Below are 18,189 nucleotides of genomic sequence, written 5' to 3' on the forward strand. Positions count from 1 at the left end.
ATGGCCCTGCCGCCCGTCCTGCGCGACCGCCTCCGCCTGCCGCTGATCGGCAGCCCGCTGTTCATCATCTCGACGCCCGACCTGGTGATCGCCCAGTGCAAGGCCGGCATCGTCGGCTCGTTCCCGGCCCTGAACGCACGCCCGGCGTCGCTGCTGGACGAGTGGCTGCACCGGATCACCGAGGAACTGGCCGCCTGGGATCGCGACCATCCGGATACGCCGTCGGCGCCCTTTGCGGTGAACCACATCGTGCACAAGACCAACGACCGGCTGGAGCACGACCTGGAGGCCTCCTGCAAGTGGAAGGCGCCCATCGTCATCACCTCGCTCGGTGCGCGCGAGGACGTGAACAAGGCGGTCCACGAGTCGGGCGGCGTGGTGCTGCATGACGTGATCACGAACGCCTTCGCCCGCAAGGCCGTGGAGAAGGGCGCCGATGGCCTGATCCCGGTGGCGGCCGGCGCCGGCGGCCACGCCGGGCGGCTGTCGCCCTTCGCCCTGGTGCAGGAGATCCGCGAGTGGTTCGACGGGCCGATCGCTCTATCGGGCTCCATCGCCAACGGCCATGCCATCCTGGGCGCCCAGGCCATGGGGGCGGACCTCGCCTACGCCGGTTCGATGTTCATCGCGACCCAGGAGGCCAATGCCGATCCGGCCTACAAGCAGATGATCGTGGAGTCCGCAGCCGACGACATCATCTACTCGAACCTCTTCACCGGCGTGCACGGCAACTATCTCGCGCCGTCGATCATCGCCGCCGGTCTCGACCCCAACGCACTGCCGGAATCCGACCCGTCGAAGATGAACTTCGGCTCGGGCGGCAACCAGAAGTCCAAGGCCTGGCGCGACATCTGGGGCTGCGGTCAGGGGATCGGCGCGGTCAAGGACGTGCCGACCGTCGCCGAACTCGTGGCCCGTCTGTCCGCGGAATACGAAGAGGCCAAGGCCGAGCTGGCGCTGAAGACGTCCTTCACCGCCGGCAAGGTGCTGATGGCGGCGGAATAGCCGCCGCCGCGACCATCGGGCGCACCTGGACGCAGGGTGCGCCTGGGGCCGCGCCGCATACCGCGTTAACCCTCCCGGGGCACTGTCACGCGCGTTTCACTCAAGGTGAAGCAGGTCTGTGGTCAGATGCTCCCGGGCGGCTCCCGTTTCGAGCCAGGCATTCCGCGATTGGCGCGGAGTCCGAGATCTGACCGGCTTACGAGGGCCAGCTTCGCCTCAACCCGAGGATTGAAGACATGCCCTCCGCTCGCCTTCCGGCCCACATCCGCAGTCTGTCGCTCGCCCTCCTGCTCGCCAGCGCCGCGCCGGCGGCTTTCGCTCAGCAGGCGACGGCGCCGACGCAGACCGTCGGCATCAGCCAGGAGCAGCTTCTGGCGCTCGTCGGCCGGCTGGACGCGCTGGAGAAGCGCAACGACGACCTGGAGGCCCAACTCGCCGCCCTGAAGACCAGCCAGGCGAGCGGGGAGCAGGCGGTGAAGAAGCTGAGCGCGACCACCGTTTCGATGTCGAACGGCCGGCCGACTTTCGCGTCCAGCGACGGCCGTTTCAGCGCCTCCCTGCGTGGGGTCCTGCAGCTCGACGCGGCGCGGTTCGACCAGCGCAGCGCCGGGCCGGTCGCGACCGACTTCCGCCGCGGCTCGTTCGGCGACGCGGCCGAGGCCGAGCGTGCGCGTGACCTGGCCGACGGCGCCAATTTCCGCCGCGCGCGCATCGGCGTCGAGGGCAAGGCCTGGGGTGACTGGAACTACAACATCCTGTTCGACTTCGGCGGCTCGGGCATCGAGGAAGCCGGCAAGATCAGCTCCGCCTACCTGGAGTACGCCGGCCTGAAGCCGCTGCGCTTCCGTGTCGGCGCGTTCCCGCCCAACACCGGGTTCGATGACGGGACGGGGGTCAACAACCTGCTGTTCCTCGAGCGGCCCGCAGTGGCCGAGCTCGTGCGCGGCCTGGCCGGCGCCGACGGACGGGTCGGCGCGGCCGTGCTGGGCAACGGGGACCGGTGGAGCGCGCAACTCGTCGTCAGCGGCAATCTCGTCACCAACCAGACGTATGACGAGCAGACCGGTCTCGTGGGGCGCCTGACCTACCTGCCGTACAAGTCCAAGGACTCGCTGGTCCACGTGGGCGGCAACCTCAACATGATCATCAGCCCGGCGGCGACCACGGTCGACGTGGCGCCGGCGGGAGCGACCACGCCCGTGCGGCTGCGCGAGCGGCCCGAGGTCCGGGTGGACGTCACGCGGCTGGTGGACACAGGCAGCATCGATGCCGATGGCGTGACCTCGATGGGGCTGGAGCTCGGGTTCCAGCACAAGGCTCTGACGGTTCAGGCCGAGAACTTCTGGATCGACGTCGAGCGTCGCAACAGCCTGCTGGCCGATCCCAGCTTCGGCGGCTGGTACATCCAGGGGGCCTGGACCCTCACGGGCGAAGCGCGGCGCTACAATACCGCCACTGGCGGCTTCGACCCGCCGCGCGTGGACAATCCGTTCAGCCGGGGCAAGGGCCTGGGCGTGTGGGAGATCGCCGCGCGGTTCTCGGAGCTGGACCTGAACTACCGGGCCGGAGCGGGCGGCACGGCGCCGGTGGCCGGCGCGGTTCGGGGCGGGGAGCAGCAGATCTTCTCGCTGGGGCTCAACTGGTATCCCAACAACAACGTCCGCTTCCTCGCCGACTACCAGCGGGTGGAGGTCGACCGGCTGTCGCCCGGCGGCACGGCGTTCGGCGCCGGCGCGCTGACGCCGCCGGCGGGCGCGCAGGTGGGCCAGGACCTGAACATCTGGTCGATCCGGACGCAGTACGCCTTCTGATCGCGCGACGGCCGGCGGGGGCTATGCGGCGCGTCGACCCCGCCGCCCGTTCATCTCGTCGCCGGCGTCCGCCGGCAGCCGGGCGAACCAGAGCATCGACAGGAGCGTGATGGCGCCGATGATCACGAAGGCCGGGCTCACGACCTCGGTCGTCAGCTCGGACGAGCCTTTCAGGACCATCAGTCCGTGAAGCAGGCTGGCCGACAGGCCGATGCCGATGGACTGGACCAGCTGCTGGACCATCGACGAGGTGGTGGTCGCCCGGCTCATCTGGTCCTGCTCGATGTCGGCATAGGCGAGGCCGTTCAGGGCGCTGAACTGCAATGAGCGGAAGAAGCCGCCGACGCCCAGCACGACCATGATCGCCCAGTGCGGCCACGACGGCCGGAAGAGCGCATAGGCCATGAACGAGGCGCCGACGATGACGGCGTTGGTCATGAGGACGGTCCGGAAGCCGAACCTGCGGAGGATCGGCGGCGCGGTGGTCTTCATCGCCAGCGCGCCGACCGCGGAGACGAAGGTCATCAGCCCGGCCGCGAAGGCCGACAGGCCGAACGCCACCTGCAGCAGCATGGCGAGCAGGAACGGGTTGGCCCCCATGGCGATGCGCATGAAGCCGCCGCCGACCACCGAGGCCTGGAACGTGCGCAGCCTGAAGATGGAGAGGTTGACCACCGCGTGGGGCGTGCGGCCGGCGTGCCGGACGTAGAGGGCCAGCAGCGCGATCCCGGAGGCGAGCAGGCCGGCGGTCGTCAGCGGACTCAGCGCCTCGCGGCCCAGGTTCTCGAAGCCGAAGATCAGGGCGGCGAGCCCGGCGCCGGTGAGCACGACGCCCGGCAGGTCCACGCGCGGCGGCGCCTGTTCGCGCACCTCGGGCACGAACCGCCAGGCGAGCACGAGGCCGGTCAGGGCGATCGGCAGGTTCATGAAGAAGATCCAGCGCCAGTCGGCGAAGGTGACGATGGCGCCGCCGATCGGCGGGCCGAGCACCGGCCCAAGGAGGGCGGGCATGGTCACGACCGAAAGCGCGCCCACGAGCTCGCTCTTGGGCGTCGTCCGCAGGAGCACGAGGCGGCCGACGGGCATCAGCGTCGCGCCCGCCGCGCCCTGGGCGAAGCGGAACAGGACGAGTTGCCAGAGCTCGGTCGCGAAGCCGCAGGCCGCGGAGCCGGCCGCATAGAGCACGATGGAGATCATGAAGACCCGCCGCGCGCCGAAGCGGTCGGCCGCCCAGCCGCTGAGGGGCAGGAAGATCGCCGCCGACAGCATGTAGACCGTGATGGCCAGGTTCAGGCGCAGGGGCTCGACGCCGAAGGCCTCGGCCATGGAGGGCAGGGCGTTGGCGATGACGGTGGCGTTCAGCGTCTGCATCATCAGCGCCGAGCCGATGATGGCGGGCACCAGCCAGCCGCGGCCTGGAGCGGTGGACGCGGGAGCGGCGTGGGGAAGGTCGGGCGCCTCGGCGCGCTCCTCGCTGGGATTCGTCGGCATACCGGAGCTACGAAAGCCACGAAACCCCGCCCAGGGGGAGTCCCAACAGCGCCGCGCATGAAGAAGGGGCCCGCGCGGGCGGGCCCCTTCGGCAGTCCCGTGGCCCGGAGCTAGAGGACGCCCAGCATCTCGGCCACCAGCGGGTGGCGGACGATGTCCTGGTCGGCGAGCCGGACGACGGCGATGTTGCCCACCTCCTCCAGCCTGGAGGCGACGGGCCCGAGGCCGGAGATCTCGGGCAGCAGGTCGGACTGGTTGGGGTCGCCGGTCACCACCATGGTCGAATGCCAGCCGAGGCGGGTCAGCAGCATCTTGAGCTGGCCGTAGGTGCAGTTCTGCGCCTCGTCGATCACCACGAAGGCGTTGTTCAGCGTGCGGCCGCGCATGAAGCCGACGGGGGCGATCTCGATGGCGCCCTCGGACATCAGGGCCCGGACCCGCTTCATGGACAGGCGGTCCGACAGGGCGTCGTAGAGCGGGCGCAGATAGGGGGCCAGCTTGTCCTCGGCGTCGCCGGGCAGGAAGCCGATCGACTCGCCGGCCTCGACGGCCGGACGCGAGAGGACGATCCGCCCGACGCGGCCGCTCTCCAGCGCCTCCACGGCCTTGGCGATGGCGAGATAGGTCTTGCCGGTGCCGGCTGGGCCGAGCGCCAGGACCAGGTTCTTGGCGTCGATGGCGTTGATCAGGGCCTGCTGGCCCTCGGACTTGGCCTTGATGGTCTTGAGGTAGCCCTGCTGGCGGTCGTCGTTGTGGTGCGGGAGCGGCGACCAGCCGCGGTCGACCGGCAGCCGCCGGATCTTGTCATCCCCCTCGAACTGACCCGCGTCGAACGCACCTTCGCGCAGTTGTCGCTTCAGAGCCCGCTTGCTCATAAGGCCTCCTCAGGGGGCAAGAAAAAAGGGCGTCCCGGATGGGAGCGCCCTTCGAAAGATGAAAATGAACGGATGCGGCGGCGTTCGCGGCCCGATTGGTCGAACCCAGGTGGCGAGACGGGCCCTGGCGGGCCTTCGCCATCTGCGGGACCGGGGCGGGCGCCCCGGCGGAACGACAGACTCAGCGCCATCCAACTCCGTCCAGCGCGAGACGCGGAGGCGAAACCTCCGCGGCGGCTCACGGGAAGGCTTTCGCCCCCTCGAATCGCCCGACTAGAATGATCCTAACGTGGTTTCGGTTTCGTTAAACCGGGTGTCGAGCACAAGAAGAGGGGAGTTGACGTGGCTGTCTACAACTTAGGCAATGTGACGCCGCAATTACCAAATGATGACGAATACTGGATCGCGCCGACGGCGGCCGTGATGGGCAACGTGATTCTCAAGAAGAATGCGTCGATCTGGTGGGGCGCGGTGCTCCGGGGCGACAACGACCCGATCGTGGTCGGCGAGGGCTCCAACATCCAGGACGGCAGCATCTGCCACACCGACCATGGCGCCCCGCTGACCATCGGCGCCAACGTGACCATCGGCCACATGGTGATGCTGCACGGCTGCGAGATCGGCGACGGCTCGCTGATCGGCATCGGCTCGATCGTGCTGAACGGCGCGAAGATCGGGAAGAACTGCCTGATCGGCGCCAACTGCCTGATCACCGAGGGCAAGGAGATCCCGGACAACTCCCTGGTCATGGGCGCGCCCGGCAAGGTGGTGCGCGAGCTGAGCCCCGAGCAGGCGGCCCGCGTGGCCCTGGGCTCGGCGCACTATGTCGAGAACTGGAAGCGCTACCGCCGGGAGCTGACGCAGATCGGTTGACGGGACGGGGCGCGCTTGACGGACGTTGGGGCGCCCCGAGAAGCGTGCCGCCGAACACGGGAGGACGCCATGGCGTATCAGCATATCAAGGTCGAGCGGGAAGGCCCGGTCACCATCTTCACCCTGAACCGCCCGGAGGTGATGAACGCCCTGCACTCGCCGGCGCACTTCGAGCTGCACGAGGCGTTCGACGCCTTCGCCGCCGACCCCGACCAGTGGGTGGGCATCGTCACCGGCGCCGGGGACAAGGCCTTCTCGGCCGGCAACGACCTGAAGCACCAGGCCACCGGCGGCGAGATGCGCAGCCCGCCGTCGGGCTTCGCGGGCCTGACCTCGCGGTTCGACCTGACCAAGCCGCTGATCGCGGCGGTGAACGGCGTCGCCATGGGCGGCGGCTTCGAGATCGCCCTGGCGTGCGACATCATCATCGCCTCCGAAAACGCCGTCTTCTCGCTGCCCGAGCCGCGCGTGGGCCTGGCGGCCCTGGCCGGCGGCCTGCACCGGCTGCCGCGCGCCATCGGGACCAAGCGCGCCATGGCGATGATCCTCACCGCCCGCCGGGTCTCGGCGGCCGAGGGCAAGGAACTGGGCTTCGTCGACCAGGTGGCGCCGGCCGCCGGCCTGATGGACGCCGCCCGCGCCATGGCCAAGACGATCTGCGAGCTGGGCCCGATGTCCATCCGCGCCTCCAAGGAAGCCGTCTACAAGGGCCTGGACGAACCGACCCTGGAAGCGGCGATCCGCGGCCAGAACAAGTACCCGGCCGTGGCCGCGCTGTTCACCTCCGAGGACTTCAAGGAAGGCCCTCTGGCGTTCGCCCAGAAGCGCGCGCCGCAGTGGAAGGGCCGGTAGGGGGCGGACGCCCCTGACCCTCGCCCGCCCGGCGGGACGGTGAGGGGCAGGCATGGCGATGCGCGGCCGGAGCAGGCTCCGTCCGTCGGGCAGGGCCGTGGGGCCGCGGCGGCCGTTCAACCCGAGCTGCGCCAGGGCGGCGGGCGAGGGCGTTCGCCGCCGCCGCCGCCGTCATCCAGGCTTCGAGGCGCGAGAAGGCCCGGGTCCCGAAGGCCCGGGTCCAGAAGACTGGGGCCCATCGGGCTGGAGCTCGACAGGAGGGCGCCGCGGGTGCGGGAACGCGCCGGGGGCGCCGGGCCGGCCGGGGCCCGGCTCTGCGCTTCGCTTCGGCCGGGATGACAAGGCGAGAGGACGCGTTCGGCCTTGGCGAGGCCGCGCTGGATGCGGGCGACGCTGGTCTCGATGGCCGCGTTGATGGCGTCGCGGTCGCCCAGGCTCAGCACCTCGTCGAGGCGCTCGCTCCAGTCGGCCGGTTCGTATTCGTTCCAGTAGACCCGCTCAGGGCGCTCGGGCGGCGGCGGGGCGGGCGGCTTCGGCGGCTCGGACATGGCCGGCTCGGGCCGGGCCGGCTCGGGCCGGGCCGGTTCGGGCCTGGCCGGTTCGGGCCTGGCCGGTTCGGGCCGGGCCGGTTCGGGCCTGGCCGGTTCGGGCCTGGCCGGTTCGGGCCTGGCCGGTTCGGGCTTGGGGGGCGCGGGCTCGCGCGGCGCATGCCGGAGCTTGTGCTCCAGCGCGATGGTCTGGCGGATCGAGCGGGAGACGGTGTGGAAGGCCTCGCCGAGCAGGACCAGCTCCTGCACGCCCTCGGCCCGCGACAGCGCGCCGTGCAGCCGCTGGGCCACGCCCATTCCAGCCTCGGCGAGCTCCACCAGCATGCGGCCGTGCCGCGCCTCCATGTCGTCGTCCGAGGACATGGGCGGGAGTGGAACAGGCGGCTACGACAGAAGCGGTCGTAGGTTGGGGCGGGTGGGGCCGAGGCCTGCATTCAAGGGCCAGCGACCGGAACGCGCCAGGAGGAGACGTCGGGATCTCGCCAGCAAGCGGACCCTTCTCGAGAATACCAACAGCGGGGCAGTCATCGTGCTGGCTGACGCTCGTAGTAGATGTCCCAGGCCTCTCGATGCGTCTCGACGAAGCCGTACCGCACATAGAAGCGGTTGGCGTCGCTCTCCTTCAGTACGGAGAGGCGCAGAACGACTCCGTCGTGGTCAGCCCACCGCGCGATGTCGGACATCATCGTCGCGCCCAGACCGCGTCCCTGATGAGAGGGTTCAAGGTAGAAGTGCTCGATCCAGGCCGCCTTCGGGCCCCCCGGTCGGACCGTCACGCAGCCGATGATGGCGTCGCCGCTGACCGCGACCCGCATGTGCATTGGCTCAAACGTGCTGCGTAGGCGATCACGCACCCGATCGGGGTCGAAGCGGCCGATCCGCTCGAGGCTTGCCCGCATGGCGCGTGTTCGAAGCGCCACGAGCGCCTCAAAATCACGTTCCTCCCCGGTCCTGAACGCCAGCGCATTGCCTGTGATCATGGAGGACGATAACCCCTCCTAGCGGGTGCCCGCACCCCCAATGATCGGCGCGCGTGCGGTCGACGGTTTGAATCGCGGCTGACAGTCGGCCATTCCCTACGCTGGGCAAATCGGCCGCTACGCGCCAGGAGCAGACATCAAGATCGCGCCGGAAAGCGGACATTGCCGCCTGCGGGCGAACCAACTTTCGCGGACCTCGCTCGTAGGTGGAATGGACGTCACTCGCTGTTGATCTCGCGCAGATGTCCAAGATCGTGTTGGGTGGCGAATTCGACGGGGCTCTGCGTGAGCGAACACGTCGGGTTCTGCATGAGGCTGGCGCGAAGCTCGCGAGCTCCGAATGGGGGATTGGCGGCTCCCAAGAACTCACCGTCGAGGAGTGGATCCTCGATGGCGCAACACTCATCCTGGAAGCCAAGACCTACATGGGCCTCAGCCTGAGCGGGCCCGATGATCTGGTCGTCCGGATAACAGACGCTCTAGGAAGTTCGCAGGCTACGTGACACCGGCGGCTCTGCGCCACAAGCCGACGTTGGGATCGGGGCGGAGAGCGGACTTTCTATCGCCCTCGCCGACTACGACCCATTGCGGCCCTACGCAGCGCAAGTGATCTCGATTTGAAAATCACTGGCCCACGCCGGCCCAATGAACTCTAGGCAGTCGTCTTCCGCGACGACGATGTAGTGCGTCTGCGGATTGGCCGCAGCGCTGACACCGCCTCCAAAGTCGCTCAGGTAACCGCTCTTGGTCACAGTGTAGAACATGCCGGAAGCCACGCCCTCCCGGCGTAGCCTGACGGCGAAGTCATGCATTTCACGTTCGTCCTGCACCCTGAAACTGGTCACGCCTGAGATGGAGACGTTGGCGATGGGACCGTCTCGTCCATTCTGCAAAGTGACCGTTAGCCTCCGGGTGTACTCGGGCTCTAGATCGTATTCGAGCCGCACAATCCACCAGCCCGACCCTCCATGGGTCCAACCCACTTCCGCGTCCACGAGCACGAAACCTTCGACCATAAGCTTAAGCTAGTTGAGCCTCCGTCCGCTAACCACCCCTCGCTGACATTCAACCGTTCGACTGTTCCGGGGTCGGCGCTGCGCCACCTCCGGCCAATGCAGTAGCCCCCACGCCCCCCCCCCCCCTCCGCCCACCTTGCCGCCTGTCGCCAATCTGGCCACAGTCCGGCGCGAGCGGCGGGGTGAGGGATGGTGGACGTTGAGGCGGTCGGCGGGGCGGTGACCGGCGGGCTGGCCGCCGGCGCGATCGAGAAGCCCACCGGGCAGGCGGGCGAGGCGCACAACCGCTGCGCCGACTGCGGAACCGAGACGATCGGCCGGTTCTGCCACAACTGCGGCAACGCCAGCCATGTGCACCGGACCCTGCTGCACCTGGGCGAGGAGATCCTGCACGGGGTCATGCATTTCGACAGCCGGGCCTGGCGGACGCTTCCCATGCTGGCGTTCCGGCCCGGGCGCCTGACGCGGGAGTGGTGCGAGGGCAGGCGGACCCGCTACGTCTCGCCCCTGGCGATGTTCCTCTTCACCGTCTTCGTCATGTTCATGCTGCTGAGCTATGCGCCCGAGCCGAAGGCGTCCGGCGTGGGCCGGCAGGCGGTGGCGACGGCGGATCTGGCCCGGAAGAACAGCGAGCTCGCCGAGGCGCGCATCGCCCTCAGGGACGCCCCGCCCGGGGCGCGGGAGGCGGCCGAGATCGCGGTGAAGCTGGCCGAGACCAATGTGGCGACCGCCAAGGCGCGGGTCGGCGATACGCCGAGGTCCGCCGAGGTGGACGGCTGGCAGCAGGAGCTGGCGAACGACGCGAAGACCGGCCAGCTCGGCTTCTCGTTCGGCGACAAGAAGCTGGACGAGAAGATCCAGCACAAGCTCGAGAACCCGGAGCTGGCGATCTACAAGCTGCAGCAGACCTTCTACAAGTTCTCGTTCCTGCTGGTGCCGATCTCGATCCCGTTCGTGGCGCTGCTGTTTCTGTGGAAGCGCGGATTCACGCTCTACGATCACGGAGTGTTCGCGCTCTACTCCCTGACCTTCATGTCGCTGCTGATCATGGTGGTCGCCGCGTTGGGCCGGATCGGCGGGGCGGCGGGCGGGCTGGCCATCGCGATGGTCCCGTTCGTGGTCCCGGCCCACATGTTCTTCCAGCTCAAGGGCGCCTACGGACTGGGCGTGTTCTCCGCGGCCTGGCGGACGTTCTTCCTGCTGATCTTCTGCTCGATCGCCCTGGCGGTCTTCGCCCTGGCGATCCTGTGGCTGGGGCTGATGTGAGGCGCAATCCGCAAAAGTGACGCCGCGTTCACTCTTGCGGCGCGGCGGCGGCTGAGCGAGTGTCCGCCGCAACCAAACAGAGTTCATCAAGACACAGTTCAGGGGCGAGCGCCGTGGAGCGGTACGACTACATCATCATCGGAGCCGGGTCGGCGGGCTGCGTGCTGGCCAACCGGCTGTCGGAGGACGGCAAGTCCAAGGTCCTGCTGCTGGAGGCGGGCGGCAAGGACAAGTCGCTGATGGTGACCATGCCGGCCGGCGTCGGCGGGCTGATCGGCAAGCAGGGGCCGTTCAACTGGGGCTTCTGGACCGAGCCGGAGCCGCAACTGGACAACCGCCGCCTGTGGTGGCCGCGCGGCAAGGGCTGGGGCGGCTCGTCCTCGATCAACGGCATGATCTACATCCGCGGCCATGCGCGCGACTACGACCAGTGGCGGCAGATGGGGCTGGCCGGCTGGGGCTATGCCGACGTGCTGCCGTACTTCAAGAAGTCGGAGAGCCTGGAGGGCGGCGGCGACGCCTGGCACGGCGGCGACGGCCCGCTGAAGGTGTCCAAGGCCAGCTCGCCGAACCCGATCTACAAGGCGGCGATCGAGGCGGGCGCCCAGGCCGGCTTCAAGCTGACCAAGGACTTCAACGGCTATCAGCAGGAGGGATGGGGCCCGTACCAGCTGACGATCCACAACGGCGAGCGCTGGAGCGCCGCGCGCGGCTATCTGCACCCGGCGCTGGGGCGGCCGAACCTGACCTGCATCACCGGGGCGCGGACGTCGAGGATCGTCATCGAAGGCGGCCGGGCCACCGGCGTCGAGTACCTGGACGAGAAGGGCGGCAAGCAGGTCGTCCACGCCGACAAGGAAGTGATCCTCTCGGCCGGCGCGGTGCAGTCGCCGCACATCCTGCAGCTCAGCGGTATCGGCGATCCCGAGCACCTGGCCGAGCACGGGGTGCCGGTGGTGCATGCGCTGAAGGGCGTGGGCCAGAACCTGCAGGACCACCTCGACGTCTGCCTGTCGTGGGAGTGCCCGCAGCCGATCACGATCTATTCCATGCGCAAGGGCATCAAGACGCTGTTCGTGGGGCTGGACTACCTGCTCCGGCGCAAGGGGATCGGGCGGCAGAACTTCCTGGAGTCCGGCGCCTTCCTCCGCTCGCGGCCCGACCTGGACCGGCCGGACCTGCAGATCCACACCGTGCTGGCGATCATGCAGGACCACGGCAAGGTGCAGATCGCCAAGGACGGCTTCACGTTCCACGTGTGCCAGCTGCGGCCGGAGAGCCGCGGGACGGTCAAGCTGAAGAGCGCCGACCCGACCGCCGATCCGGCGATCTTCGCCAACTACCTGGCCACCGAGGAGGACCGCCGGGCGATCCGCGAGGGCGTGAAGATGATGCGCGAGGTGGCCAAGCAGGCCGCCCTCAAGCCCTACATCAAGGCCGAGTTCGCGCCGGGTCCCGAGGTGCAGACGGACGCCGAGATCGACGCCTGGATCAATAAGGCCGCCGAGACGATCTACCACCCGGTCGGCACCTGCCGCATGGGCGCGGCGGGCGATCCGATGGCCGTGGTCGACGGCGACTGCCGGGTGCAGGGCCTGCAGGGCCTGCGGGTGGTCGACGCCTCGGTGATGCCGACCCTGGTGGGCGGCAACACCAACGCCCCGACGATCATGATCGCCGAGAAGATCGCGGACTCCATCCGCGGTCGCCCGTTCCTGCCGGCCGACGACGCGCCGGTCTACGAGGACGGGGCCCAGGCCGCCTGAAGCCTAGAGCACGTCCCGGTCGGATTGAATCAAGCCGACCGGGATGAACGTGCTCGCTTCTCTAGGATTAGAGGCCTTCTGATCCACTCACGATGGATCATCATGAGTGGGAAGGCCTCTAGGAGGTCGCGCCGGCGGCGGCTGAGCTGCCCGCCGGCACGACCATCAGCTTGAACGCCGCCTCGGGCTTCAGGAGAGCCTCGGCGGCGCGCTTCACATCCGCGGGGCTGACCTTCTCGGTGCCCGGCAGGATCTGGCGGATGACGTCGAGCCTCCGCGGATCGGCCTGCGCGCCCGAGAGCTCGCTCACCCAATAGCTGTTGGTCTGCTGGGCCCGATGGAGGCCCTCCAGGCGCGGCTGGCGGGCGCGCGCCAGTTCGTCGGCGCTGACCTCGTTCCGGCGCAGATCCTCGGCGATCTTCAGGACGGCCGAGAAGAAGTCCGGCAGCCTGTCCGGCGGCGCCTCGACGTTGGCGGCGATGTAGCCCCAGCCGGTCCAGACCAGGCTGTGCTGCGAATTGACGTCAGGCGAGTAGGTGACGCCCTGCGTCTCCCGCAGCTCCTCGGTGAGCCGGAGCTTCATGATCTCGCGCAGCACGGCCGCGTCCCGCGCGCGCTGGGGGGCGGCCCAGTAGTCGCTGGTGCCCCAGGCCACATAGCCCACCGCCTGGTCGGCGCGCCCCTTGTGGGTCAGCACCATCGGGTCCGCCCGGCCAGCCGGGAACGGGCCGCCGCGCTGCTCGGGGGGCGGAGGCTCCGGCGCCGGGCGCGGAGGCAGGGCGCCGAAGGTGGCGGCCGTCGCCGCGATCGCCTGGTCCACCGTGATGTCGCCGACGATCACCACCTCCACCGGCCCCTGCGAGAGGCCGGGCGTCACCGCCGCCCGGACGTCGTCCAGCGTCGTCGCCGCCATCTCCTCGCGGGTGGGGAAGGTCCAGCGGCGGTCGCCGGACCGCAGGATCCCGGGCAGCTCGCGGGTCAGAACGCCGCCGACCGTGGACTCGTACTGGTCGTGAATGGTCCGGCCGGCGGCCTTGATCCGCGCGAAGGCCGTGTCGCGCCACCCGGGCTCGGTGAGATAGGCGGCCAGGACCTGCAGCTGGACCGCGACGTCCCCGGTGCGCGTCGAGCCCGAGAGGACGAAGGCGTCATCGCCGATGTTGAAGCGGCTGCCGTAGAAGCGCGAGGCCAGCACGCGCTCCATGTCCTCGACGCCGATCTTCTCCAGCCCGCCCTCGGTCAGGGCGTTCGCGGCCCAGAACGGACTCTGGCGGTCCGCCGGCAGGCTCGACATGCCGCGTCCGGCGTTCACGCGGACCAGGACTTCGTCGTCCCGGAACGCCGTCGGCTTCACCGTCAGCCGGACCCCGTTGCGGAAGCGGACGAAGGTCGCGCCGAGGTCCTTGACGGTGGAACGGTCCGCCACCTCTCCAGGCGGCCCGAAACGCTCATAGGGCCAGGCGATCTGCGAGGTCGCGGCGGACGGGGCGACCGCCACCGCCTGGGAGGCGGCGAGGGCGGCCAGCAGCGTCTGCTCGCCGCCCTCGATCGGTGTCGGGGAGGTCATGAACAGCAGCGGCCCCTGACCCTGGAAGACGCCCTTCAGCGCGGCGTTCACCGTCTCGGCCTTCAGGTCCTTCACCGCGGCCTCGAACCTGGCGAGGTCGTCCGCCGGAGAGGTGACGACGGTGTCGTCCGGCAGCGACGCGAGAACTTCGCCGGCGAGATCGGACGGACGCCGGGTGGCGGCGCGGGCCGCCGCGGCCCTGAGGCTCGCCCGGAACTCCTCGATCTCGCGGTCGAGCTCCTCCTGGCGAACGCCGTACTGGACCAGCCGCCGCTGCTCCTGCTCGGCGGCGGCCAGCGCCTCGCGCCAGCGCCCCGACTCGGCGCTGACACCGATGGTGGCGAGCTGCGCCGCATGGTCCTGGTCGGCCTTGTAGGCCCCGGCGCCGAGGAACGGCGGGTCGGCGGCGCGGGCGATGGCGGAGTAGCGCCGGTTGAGGACGGCCAGCCCGAGCGTCTCGATCAGGTCGCGCCGGCGCTTGGCGACGGTGTCCGGCTCCTTGTCGGGCGGGCTGACCCAGGCGACCTGCAGGCTCTGCGTGACGCCGGGATCCACGACCAGCGTGGCTTCGGCGGTCCGCGTGGCCACCTGTCCATGGTCGGGATCCGCCGGTCCGGGCCCGGTCGCGGCCCAATCTCCAAACGCCGAGCGGATCTTCGATTCCATGGAGTCCACGTCGAAGTCGCCTACCGCCACCAGCACGGCGCGATCGGGGCGATACCAGCGGCGATAGTAGTCGGCGATCCGGCTCGCCGGGGCCGTCTTCAGGACCTCGACGCGGCCGATCGGCAGGCGCTGGGGCAGGCGCTGCCCCTTCAGCAGGAAGTCCAGCCGCTTGACCGTCGCCCGGTAGCTCGGGGTGTCGCGGGCACGCTCCTCGGCGAGGATGACGCCGCGCTCCCGGTCGACTGCGGCCGGATCGATGGTGAGATTGAACGCGGTCTCGCGCAGCAGCTTCAGGGAGGTGTCCACCGTCTCGGCGTCGGTCCGCGGCAGGTCCAGCTTGTAGATGGTCTCCGAGAAGCCGGTGGATGCGTTGGTGTCGGCCCCGAACGCGAGGCCCAGGCGCTCGAGGATCTTGATCATCTCGCCTTCCTTCACGTCCTTCGAGCCATTGAAGGCCATGTGCTCGAGGAAGTGGGCGAGACCGGCCTGGTCGTCGTCCTCCATGAGGGAGCCGGCGGCGAACCGAAGGCGGAGCGCGGCCTGGCCGGCCGGGGTGGCCTGCCGGCGGATGGCGTATCTCATGCCGTTGGGAAGGACGCCGAAGCGTATGGCGGGGTCGGCCTGCAGATCCGACCGGGCCTGCGGCCAGCCCACCGACGCCGCCGCCGTCGCCGACGGAGGGGCTGCGGCCGAGAGGCCCGTCGGGGCCGCGATCAGGGCGAGCGAGAGCGCGGCGGCCAGGGCGGCGCCGGGAATGCGGATCATCAGATGTGCCGGGGAGTGTGCATGAACTCGGCGCACCATCGCCGGGCGGCATGGCGAGGGCAAGGCGCCGGCGGGGGCGCCGTTCAGCGCGCCCGGCGCTCGCCTCCGGCCGCGACACCCCTTACATGGGGCGCATGGACGTTCTTCGTTTCGAAGCGCCGGCGCCCGGCGACCCGCGGCCACAGCACCGTGGCGGCGCCGGACATCGCCCGCCTTCGGAGCCGATGGTCAATGCGCCGTGGCCCGTCGTGGCCATGTGCCTGGCGATCATCGGCCTCTACGCCCTGCAGACCCAGGTTCCGTTCCTGGAGCCCCTCCTGGCCTTCTCCCCCGCGCGCCTGGCGATGGGGGAGACCGCCGGCCTCATCACCTCACAGTTTCTGCACGGGAACTGGGCCCACGCCCTGATGAACGCGGCCTTCGTTCTGGCCTTCGGCGCCCCCGTCGCGCGATTCTTCGGCGGCGGCGTCTCCGGCGCCGCGATCTTCTTCGCGTTCTACCTGCTGTGCGGGATCCTCGCGGCGCTGGGGTTCGCCGCGCTGCATTGGGGAATGCCCGCGGCCATGGTGGGGGCCTCGGGCGCGGCGTCCGGACTGATGGGGGCCGCCGCGCGACTGATCGGCGGCCACGGCCGCGTCGGTCCGCTGTTCTCACAGGCGGTGACCGGAATGGGTCTCGCCTGGATCGTCGTGAACCTGATCATGGCGGTCACCGGCGGGGCGCTTATTCCCGGATCAGGCGGCGCCGGCGTGGCATGGGAGGCCCACCTCGCGGGGTTCGCCGCTGGCGTCCTCCTCATCGGCCCCTTCGGGTGGATCGCGGGGCGGCGCTGACCGGCCGCTCATCCCCCGCTCACGGGGGCGTGATGGCGAGCGCATTGTATCTGCTCTGAAACTGGGCGACGGTGTTATCCGAACAAATGCGAACGGAGGCGCCCGTTGCTGGTCTCACAGATCCTCAAGACCAAGGGTGACAGCGTCTTCACCGTGAAGCCCGCCGACTCGGTGGGCGCGGTGGCCGATCTGCTGCACTCCAGGGGCGTAGGCGCCTTTGTCGTGCTGGACGCCGAGCGCGTAGTGGGCATCGTCTCCGAGCGCGACATCGTGCGGGCGGTGGCCTCCCATGGCGGCGCGGCGCTCGAGCGCCCCGTCTCGGACTTCATGACCGCCAACGTGCTGTTCGCCGAGCCGGGCGACACGATCGATTCCGCGCTCGGCAGGATGACCGACCGGCGAATCCGCCATTTGCCGGTCTGCCGCAACGAACGGCTGGTCGGCATCGTCTCGATCGGCGACCTGGTGAAGTGGAAGATCTCGGAGGTCGAAGCCGAGGCCGACGGCCTCAAGGCCTACATCGCCGCAAGTTGAGACCCCCCTCCGGAAGGAGGGCTGAAAGCCGGCTGCCCGCCGGCGATGGGGGCGGGGAGGGGGCAATCCCATCCTCGCCCCGCTTTCTGTCTTCGTGAGCCTCGGCGCGTCCCGACGGCTACATTGTGATCCGCGGGAGTTCCGGCGCGCCGGACGCCGCGGCGTCGGCGAGGCTATAGGCCTCCAGGACATCTGCCGTGGCGTCGCGTGCGCGCGCCAGGGCCTCTCGCAGCGTGCAGGTCGCCAGGTCCGCGCAGTCGACGCACTTCCGGAAACCGAGCCGCGGGGAAACACAGGGGGCGAGCGCGAGCGGGCCATCGATGATGCGAATGATCTCCGCGAAGGAGATCTCGCCCGCCGGTCGCGCCAGGACGTATCCGCCGAACTTGCCGCGGCGACTCACCACGACCTGATTGCGGGAGAGTTCCAGCAGGATCGCCTCCAGGAACTTGCGCGGCGTTCCAGCCCGCAGGGAGAGTTCGCCGGCGCTGAGCTGCATCCCGTCCGCCCGGGCGAGTTCGACGAGGGCCCGCAAGCCGTACTTGGCCTTCTGTGAGAGCATTGATCCTCCGGCTACCGTTCTGACGGGGGCGCCGGGCCGGCGCAAGGCGCGAGACGCGCGGCCCCGCGGACCATCGATCCGCGAGATTCTTTCCGCGCGCCGGTTGACGCGGGCCGAGCCCCCCAATAGATAGCCGCCTCCGCTTGAGGAGCGGGCGGCGACGGCGGGTCTTCGAGGGCGTAAGCTCTTGAAATCTTGCCAAAAACCGCCGCTCCTCGGGTGTCTGCCGCCACATCTCGGCGGCGCAGGATGCCTAGCTTCCAGCGCCGCGTCGCGATGAGGCCGGACCAGAAGATCCGGGAGACCGGGGATCGGTTCGGGTTCCGCAAGGGATCGGTTGACTCGGATGGAGGTGGTCACTAACCAGCCGCCTCCCGCTCGGGACGAGCACACATCGGATGGACGGCGGCGCCGGTAACAAAGCGCTTGATCTTTCGTCTGGAATGAGTAAGTTCCCGAGCCTCAATCGAATCGCTACGGACTTCGGGGGAAGCCCCACGGCAGCCCGCGGTGATTTTTGCGGCCAAATCCGGGGGTTCTCGGAATTGTCGCAAAGCTGAAAAGGCCGATTGACACCGATCGGGGCGGTCACTAAGTAGCCGCCTCCGCCGACCACCGGCGCAAAACAGTGGGGTCGGCCCAGGTCGATCGCGGTCTTTGACAAGTGAATAGGAAAGAGAAACGCAGGCGGCGGCGTCTTGGCGATAGGCTTTAGGCTTATCAAGTGACGTTGACTGTGACTGCGGTCTCTTGAAGACACCATGAATATGGTCGGATTT

The 18,189-nt window shown here is 69.5% G+C and carries 16 protein-coding genes; 9 read left to right on the forward strand and 7 right to left on the reverse strand.

Features of this window, described 5'->3' with window-relative positions; genetic code table 11:
- Nucleotides 1-1,005: an NAD(P)H-dependent flavin oxidoreductase gene (locus tag DJ019_RS19140; protein ID WP_111278069.1), complete on the forward strand. Its 1,005-nt coding sequence runs from the start codon at nt 1-3 to the stop codon at nt 1,003-1,005.
- 236 nt (nt 1,006-1,241) lie between these two features.
- On the forward strand, nt 1,242-2,816 hold the full coding sequence (locus tag DJ019_RS19145; protein WP_111278071.1) for an OprO/OprP family phosphate-selective porin: 1,575 nt from the start codon (nt 1,242-1,244) through the stop codon (nt 2,814-2,816).
- A 21-nt stretch (nt 2,817-2,837) separates the two neighbouring features.
- Here the strand turns inward: DJ019_RS19145 and DJ019_RS19150 are convergent, their stop codons facing one another.
- Nucleotides 2,838-4,307 carry an MFS transporter gene (locus DJ019_RS19150; protein ID WP_111278073.1) on the reverse strand — a complete coding sequence of 490 codons (1,470 nt, stop codon included), beginning with the start codon at nt 4,305-4,307 and terminating at the stop codon, nt 2,838-2,840.
- Between the two features lie 110 nt (nt 4,308-4,417).
- Entirely contained in the window at nt 4,418-5,182 is a 765-nt protein-coding gene (locus DJ019_RS19155) for a PhoH family protein (protein ID WP_111278075.1), read from the reverse strand.
- 342 nt (nt 5,183-5,524) lie between these two features.
- Here DJ019_RS19155 and DJ019_RS19160 point away from each other — a divergent pair, with 342 nt between their 5' ends.
- Nucleotides 5,525-6,055 (forward strand): gamma carbonic anhydrase family protein, encoded by a 531-nt coding sequence (locus DJ019_RS19160; protein WP_111278077.1) that lies wholly within the window; start codon nt 5,525-5,527, stop codon nt 6,053-6,055.
- Between the two features lie 69 nt (nt 6,056-6,124).
- A complete protein-coding gene (locus tag DJ019_RS19165) occupies nt 6,125-6,907 on the forward strand; it encodes an enoyl-CoA hydratase-related protein (protein ID WP_111278079.1) in 783 nt (260 codons plus the stop codon).
- Nucleotides 6,908-7,023: 116 nt separating this feature from the next.
- Here DJ019_RS19165 and DJ019_RS21065 read toward each other — a convergent pair whose 3' ends face one another.
- Entirely contained in the window at nt 7,024-7,818 is a 795-nt protein-coding gene (locus DJ019_RS21065; protein WP_165844076.1) for a hypothetical protein, read from the reverse strand.
- Nucleotides 7,819-7,979: 161 nt separating this feature from the next.
- On the reverse strand, nt 7,980-8,435 hold the full coding sequence (locus DJ019_RS19175; RefSeq protein WP_111278083.1) for a GNAT family N-acetyltransferase: 456 nt from the start codon (nt 8,433-8,435) through the stop codon (nt 7,980-7,982).
- 242 nt (nt 8,436-8,677) lie between these two features.
- Between DJ019_RS19175 and DJ019_RS19180 the strand changes: the two genes are divergently transcribed.
- Nucleotides 8,678-8,938 carry a hypothetical protein gene (locus DJ019_RS19180; RefSeq protein WP_111278085.1) on the forward strand — a complete coding sequence of 87 codons (261 nt, stop codon included), beginning with the start codon at nt 8,678-8,680 and terminating at the stop codon, nt 8,936-8,938.
- Between the two features lie 90 nt (nt 8,939-9,028).
- Here DJ019_RS19180 and DJ019_RS19185 read toward each other — a convergent pair whose 3' ends face one another.
- Complete coding sequence (locus DJ019_RS19185) at nt 9,029-9,451, reverse strand: hypothetical protein (RefSeq protein WP_111278086.1); 423 nt, start codon at nt 9,449-9,451, stop codon at nt 9,029-9,031.
- 189 nt (nt 9,452-9,640) lie between these two features.
- Between DJ019_RS19185 and DJ019_RS19190 the strand changes: the two genes are divergently transcribed.
- Both DJ019_RS19190 and DJ019_RS19195 read left to right on the forward strand, forming a co-directional pair.
- Nucleotides 9,641-10,717 carry a DUF3667 domain-containing protein gene (locus tag DJ019_RS19190; protein WP_111278088.1) on the forward strand — a complete coding sequence of 359 codons (1,077 nt, stop codon included), beginning with the start codon at nt 9,641-9,643 and terminating at the stop codon, nt 10,715-10,717.
- 113 nt (nt 10,718-10,830) lie between these two features.
- A complete protein-coding gene (locus DJ019_RS19195; RefSeq protein ID WP_111278091.1) occupies nt 10,831-12,483 on the forward strand; it encodes a choline dehydrogenase in 1,653 nt (550 codons plus the stop codon).
- 118 nt (nt 12,484-12,601) lie between these two features.
- Here DJ019_RS19195 and DJ019_RS19200 read toward each other — a convergent pair whose 3' ends face one another.
- Nucleotides 12,602-15,481: a M16 family metallopeptidase gene (locus tag DJ019_RS19200; RefSeq protein WP_111278094.1), complete on the reverse strand. Its 2,880-nt coding sequence runs from the start codon at nt 15,479-15,481 to the stop codon at nt 12,602-12,604.
- Between the two features lie 134 nt (nt 15,482-15,615).
- Between DJ019_RS19200 and DJ019_RS19205 the strand changes: the two genes are divergently transcribed.
- Complete coding sequence (locus tag DJ019_RS19205; protein ID WP_240606547.1) at nt 15,616-16,314, forward strand: rhomboid family intramembrane serine protease; 699 nt, start codon at nt 15,616-15,618, stop codon at nt 16,312-16,314.
- 105 nt (nt 16,315-16,419) lie between these two features.
- Nucleotides 16,420-16,848, forward strand: coding sequence for a CBS domain-containing protein (locus DJ019_RS19210; protein ID WP_111278099.1), 429 nt, complete (start codon nt 16,420-16,422; stop codon nt 16,846-16,848).
- A 118-nt stretch (nt 16,849-16,966) separates the two neighbouring features.
- Here the strand turns inward: DJ019_RS19210 and DJ019_RS19215 are convergent, their stop codons facing one another.
- Nucleotides 16,967-17,410 carry an RrF2 family transcriptional regulator gene (locus DJ019_RS19215; protein ID WP_111278101.1) on the reverse strand — a complete coding sequence of 148 codons (444 nt, stop codon included), beginning with the start codon at nt 17,408-17,410 and terminating at the stop codon, nt 16,967-16,969.
- Nucleotides 17,411-18,189: the final 779 nt, after the last annotated feature.

The sequence above is a fragment of the Phenylobacterium kunshanense genome (assembly GCF_003254525.1).
In the GTDB taxonomy this organism is placed as follows: Bacteria; Pseudomonadota; Alphaproteobacteria; order Caulobacterales; family Caulobacteraceae; genus Phenylobacterium; species Phenylobacterium kunshanense.

Bases quoted from the DNA above. Each gene is read 5' to 3' on its own strand.
- DJ019_RS19140 (WP_111278069.1), top strand. From the start codon at position 1: ATGGCCCTGCCGCCCGTCCTGCGCGACCGCCTCCGCCTGCCGCTGATC.
- DJ019_RS19145 (WP_111278071.1), top strand. From the start codon at position 1,242: ATGCCCTCCGCTCGCCTTCCGGCCCACATCCGCAGTCTGTCGCTCGCC.
- DJ019_RS19150 (WP_111278073.1), bottom strand. From the start codon at position 4,307: ATGCCGACGAATCCCAGCGAGGAGCGCGCCGAGGCGCCCGACCTTCCC.
- DJ019_RS19155 (WP_111278075.1), bottom strand. From the start codon at position 5,182: ATGAGCAAGCGGGCTCTGAAGCGACAACTGCGCGAAGGTGCGTTCGAC.
- DJ019_RS19165 (WP_111278079.1), top strand. From the start codon at position 6,125: ATGGCGTATCAGCATATCAAGGTCGAGCGGGAAGGCCCGGTCACCATC.
- DJ019_RS21065 (WP_165844076.1), bottom strand. From the start codon at position 7,818: ATGTCCTCGGACGACGACATGGAGGCGCGGCACGGCCGCATGCTGGTG.
- DJ019_RS19175 (WP_111278083.1), bottom strand. From the start codon at position 8,435: ATGATCACAGGCAATGCGCTGGCGTTCAGGACCGGGGAGGAACGTGAT.
- DJ019_RS19180 (WP_111278085.1), top strand. From the start codon at position 8,678: ATGTCCAAGATCGTGTTGGGTGGCGAATTCGACGGGGCTCTGCGTGAG.
- DJ019_RS19185 (WP_111278086.1), bottom strand. From the start codon at position 9,451: ATGGTCGAAGGTTTCGTGCTCGTGGACGCGGAAGTGGGTTGGACCCAT.
- DJ019_RS19190 (WP_111278088.1), top strand. From the start codon at position 9,641: ATGGTGGACGTTGAGGCGGTCGGCGGGGCGGTGACCGGCGGGCTGGCC.
- DJ019_RS19200 (WP_111278094.1), bottom strand. From the start codon at position 15,481: ATGATCCGCATTCCCGGCGCCGCCCTGGCCGCCGCGCTCTCGCTCGCC.
- DJ019_RS19205 (WP_240606547.1), top strand. From the start codon at position 15,616: ATGGACGTTCTTCGTTTCGAAGCGCCGGCGCCCGGCGACCCGCGGCCA.
- DJ019_RS19215 (WP_111278101.1), bottom strand. From the start codon at position 17,410: ATGCTCTCACAGAAGGCCAAGTACGGCTTGCGGGCCCTCGTCGAACTC.